General features: G+C 31.1%; 2 protein-coding genes. Both read right to left on the bottom strand.

Going from position 1 to position 1,981, the window contains the following annotated elements; all coding sequences use genetic code 11:
- The coding region (locus IIF7_RS20495; protein WP_176219023.1) for a M56 family metallopeptidase at positions 1 to 1,278 on the bottom strand (1,278 nt) is incomplete at its 3' end.
- Positions 1,279 to 1,656 carry a BlaI/MecI/CopY family transcriptional regulator gene (locus IIF7_RS20490; protein ID WP_084843545.1) on the bottom strand — a complete coding sequence of 126 codons (378 nt, stop codon included), beginning with the start codon at positions 1,654 to 1,656 and terminating at the stop codon, positions 1,279 to 1,281.
- Positions 1,657 to 1,981 lie beyond the last annotated feature (325 nt).

Below are 1,981 nucleotides of genomic sequence, written 5' to 3'. Positions count from 1 at the left end.
AAACTTTCCTTCATTAATTTTTGAAGCCTTATCCTGAAAAACTGAAACCAGGTCTTCAGCAATTTGTTTAGATTCTGCTGCATTATTGGCCTCTGGATTGTAAAAAGCCTGAACTCCATGTTCAATTCCAGCACCCAGGTGTAAACTTATAAAAAGATCTGAATTACTAGTGTTTACAGTTTCTAATCGCTTTTTAAAATCTATAAATTCATCTTTTTCTCTAAGTAAATGAATTCCTACTTCGCCATCACTTAATTTTTGTAAAGCCAATGCTATTTTTAAATTGATATCTTTTTCTTGAATTCCGTTCTTAAGATTTCCGGGATCTATCCCGCCATGCCCGGCGTCTAAAAGCACTAAAAATTTAGGATCATTCTTTTCTGCAGCAAAAGAGCTAAAAACCAATACTGAAGCAAATAAAATTAATGCTGAAAATAGATTTAAAAATAATTTCGGTTTTGATGGATGATGTTTGTAAATCATGGTAATTCGTTTTTTGGTATTGATAAAACTAAATGAACTGGCCAGACTGGTTTGTTTCGCCCGGCAAAAATTAAATATCGTTGATGCGTAATCGTTTCTTTCAAAGCCTTGTTTTAAAACTGCTTCATCTGCCAAAAACTCATGATTCTGAATAATTTCTTTTTTTAGAAACCATAATGCAGGATTAAACCAAAAGAAGCATAACAAAACTTCAACAATTATAAGATCTACAGAATGAAGCTGATCTGCATGGGCTTTTTCGTGCGTTAAAATATATTCCAGAGTTGTCTTATTTCTTTCATCTTCAATTAAGATATAGTTGAAAAAGCTAAAAGATTCCTCATTAGCCTTGGAAATAAAAACGCGGTATTTCCCATGTTTTTCGAAATTTGAAGCCTTTATCTTTCTATAGATAAGCAGTAAACTCCTGCTAAAGCGTAAGATGAAAATGATAGTAATCAGCCCGAAAATGATCGATAAGATGTTTAATGTACTCGGTTTACTTTCTTCGGAAGAAAATAAAGTTTGTTCGCTACTTAAATCATTTGATAGTTCACTTTTCAATTCTCCTGAATGTCCTGCGAATATCTCTTCAGCACTAAAGTCAAGGTTTACGGGTGCTAGATTATTTTTAAATAAGTTTGAGATCGGCAGTAAAGGAGCGCTTAAACCTCCAACCAGAATGAGCAGTAAAAAGAATCTACTAAAATGATGATTTTTAGCTTTAACAAAAGCTAGATAAATGAAGTAACAAAAGCTTAAACTAAGGATACTAATTATTGAATATGCGATCATTTACTGCTGCTTTTTATCTTTTATTTTTTCCTGAAGAATACTTTCTAACTCTCTAAGTTCTTCTAAACTTAAATCTGAATTCTTTGTAAAAAACGAAGCGAATTGAGAACTCGAATTATTGAAAAACCCAGAAACGATCTCTTTAAAATGATTTTTAAAATATTCGGTTTTGGTGATTTTGGGATAATATTCTTTATCACGTCCATATTTTTCAAAACCTATGTATCCTTTCTTCACCATCCTCGAGATCAATGTTGAAATCGTAGTGTAAGCTGGTGCCGGATCTGGAAATTGATCTACAATGTCTTTAAGAAATCCCTTTTCAATGGTCCAAAGGTATTTCATGATCTGTAATTCAGATTTAGAGAATTGTTTCATTGCTACATTAGTAGTTTATATACTACAAATATAGTAATAAAATTCATTAATCAGTTCGTTTCCGAACAATATTCATCATTAAATCATTTCAATTACTCAAATTGATAGTTTAAACCAGTAATTTGAGTAATTGAAATGTTATAGAAATTCATCCGTCATCCTTTCTATGATTATTAAACCAAAGTATATAAAGACTCTTAAGATTGATAGCTACAGAGATTTTGATGTATCAAATCCAAATCTAGAAATTTCAAGAATAAATTTTAAAAAGCCTAAAATGAAGGATCTTTTTTGGTTATTGATATTCATCATTTGCAGCGCTACG

The sequence above is a fragment of the Zunongwangia atlantica 22II14-10F7 genome (genome assembly GCF_002094855.1).
Lineage (GTDB): Bacteria > Bacteroidota > Bacteroidia > Flavobacteriales > Flavobacteriaceae > Zunongwangia > Zunongwangia atlantica.
This window is presented reverse-complemented; position numbering and strand designations above follow the sequence as displayed.

Excerpts from the sequence above, each read along its gene's own strand:
- IIF7_RS20490 (WP_084843545.1), bottom strand. The coding sequence starts at position 1,656 with ATGAAACAATTCTCTAAATCTGAATTACAGATCATGAAATACCTTTGG.